This window comes from Micromonospora sp. 4G55 (genome assembly GCF_016803375.1).
The window spans coordinates 1-1990 of the sequence record NZ_JAEVHN010000900.1 but is presented as its reverse complement, the minus strand read 5'-3'; the positions used below and the strand labels follow the sequence as shown (position 1 = coordinate 1990).

The 1990-nt window shown below is 75.1% G+C and carries 1 protein-coding gene and 1 pseudogene; both read left to right on the top strand.

The window, feature by feature from the left end:
• Window positions 1–246 precede the first annotated feature (246 nt).
• Complete coding sequence (locus JNW89_RS35865) at window positions 247–459, top strand: hypothetical protein (RefSeq protein ID WP_120731448.1); 213 nt, start codon at window positions 247–249, stop codon at window positions 457–459.
• A gap of 75 nt (window positions 460–534) precedes the next feature.
• A pseudogene (locus JNW89_RS35860) lies at window positions 535–1990 on the top strand (replication-associated recombination protein A); the annotation flags it as partial.

Genomic DNA, 1990 nt, shown 5'->3' with positions numbered 1-1990 from the left:
GGCCACCGCGCCGGCGCGCCGCCAGCCGCGGGGCTCCGCGCCCCGCCACAGCGCGTGCCGGGCGTACGGGTGGTGGTCGGTGGCGGTGAGGAGGGCCGCGCGGCCCGTCAGCTCCTGGTCGGCCATGATCACCCGCCCAGCCTAGAACGCGGCCCGGCGCAGCGCGTTCCACGGTGGAGATTGACGAGTCGACCGATTGGGTACATCCCGCGCCGACCTACTGGGAACCCCCACCGGAGGACAACGATGCTCGCCATTCTCGCCGCGATCGTATTCGGCTTCGCGCTGCTGATCGACCTGCTGGACACCAACTTCGGCGCCCCCGACCTCTTCAACGTGCACACCCTGCTGATGCTGGGCCTGCTGCTGCTCTCCCTCTACCTCGCCGGGGTCGGCAGCGGCCCGCGCGGTGGCGGCGGCGGCCGCTGGTACCGGGGTCGGCGGCCGGGTCGCGGCTGACCGCAACGGATCAGGACGGGCTCGGCCCGCGGCGCGATTCCGGCGCGGCGGACCGAGCCCGGTACTGTCTTCGTGATGGACTCCAACGCCCTCTTCTCCCTCGGTGAACCCGCCGCGGCGCCCAGCGCCCCCGCGGGTCCGAGCGGTGTCGACGGCTTCACGGCGGTCGGGGAGGATTCGCCCCTGCCCGTCCGGATGCGCCCCGCCAGCATCGACGAACTGGTCGGGCAGGACCACCTGCTCGCGCCCGGTGCGCCGCTGCGCCAGCTGGTCGGCGGCGGGGCCCCGATGTCGGTCATCCTGTGGGGGCCGCCGGCAGCGGCAAGACCACCATCGCGCACCTGGTGGCCCGGGCCACCGACCGCCGGTTCGTCGCCATGTCGGCGCTTTCCGCCGGGGTCAAGGACGTCCGGGCGGTCATCGACACCGCCCGCCGGCAGCGCCGCGCCGGCGGACCGCAGACCGTGCTCTTCATCGACGAGGTACACCGGTTCAGCAAGACCCAGCAGGACTCCCTGCTCGCCGCGGTGGAGGACCGGACGGTCACCCTGCTCGCGGCGACCACGGAGAACCCGTACTTCTCGGTCATCTCCCCGCTGCTGTCGCGCTGCGTGCTGCTCACCCTCCAGCCGCTGGACGACGCGGCCGTGCGCGGCCTGCTGCGCCGCGCGGTCGCCGACCAGCGCGGCCTGGGCGGCGCGCTCACCCTCGACACCGAGGCCGAGGACCACCTGGTACGCCTCGCCGGCGGCGACGTCCGCAAGGCGCTGACCGCGCTGGAGGCCGCGGCGGCCTCGGCGGTGGCCACCGGTGCCGGCCGGATCGACCTGGCCACCACCGAGCAGGCGGTCGACGTGGCGGCGGTCCGCTACGACCGGGACGGCGACGCCCACTACGACGTGACCAGCGCCTTCATCAAGAGCATGCGCGGCTCGGACGTGGACGCGGCGCTGCACTGGCTGGCCCGGATGCTGGTCGCCGGCGAGGACGCCCGGTTCATCGCCCGCCGGTTGGTGATCTTCGCCAGCGAGGACGTCGGCATGGCCGATCCGACCGCGCTGGGCGTGGTCACCGCCGCCGCCCACGCCGTCGAGTACGTCGGCCTGCCGGAGGCCCAGCTCAACCTGGCCCAGGCGGTGATCCACCTGGCCACCGCCCCGAAGTCGAACTCGGCCACCACCGCGATCGGCGCGGCCATCGCCGACGTGCGGGCGGGCCGGGGCGGCCCGGTGCCGCGCGGGCTGCGCGACGCGCACTACGCCGGCGGCGCGGGGGCTCGGGCACGGCACGGGATACCGCTACCCGCACGACGACCAGCGCGCAGTGGTCACTCAGCAGTACGCTCCCGACGATCTCGTCGGGACCGACTACTACCGGCCCAGCGGGCACGGTGCGGAGCGGTCGGTGGCCGCCCGGCTGCCGCTGCTGCGCCGGATCGTCCGGGGGCTGTCCGCCCCGGCGCCGCGCCCCGACGAACCGACGCCGGTGGCGGTCAACGGCCGCCACCCGTCGGGTACGGGGCACGCCGGTG

Bases quoted from the DNA above. Each gene is read 5' to 3' on its own strand.
- JNW89_RS35865 (WP_120731448.1), top strand. From the start codon at position 247: ATGCTCGCCATTCTCGCCGCGATCGTATTCGGCTTCGCGCTGCTGATC.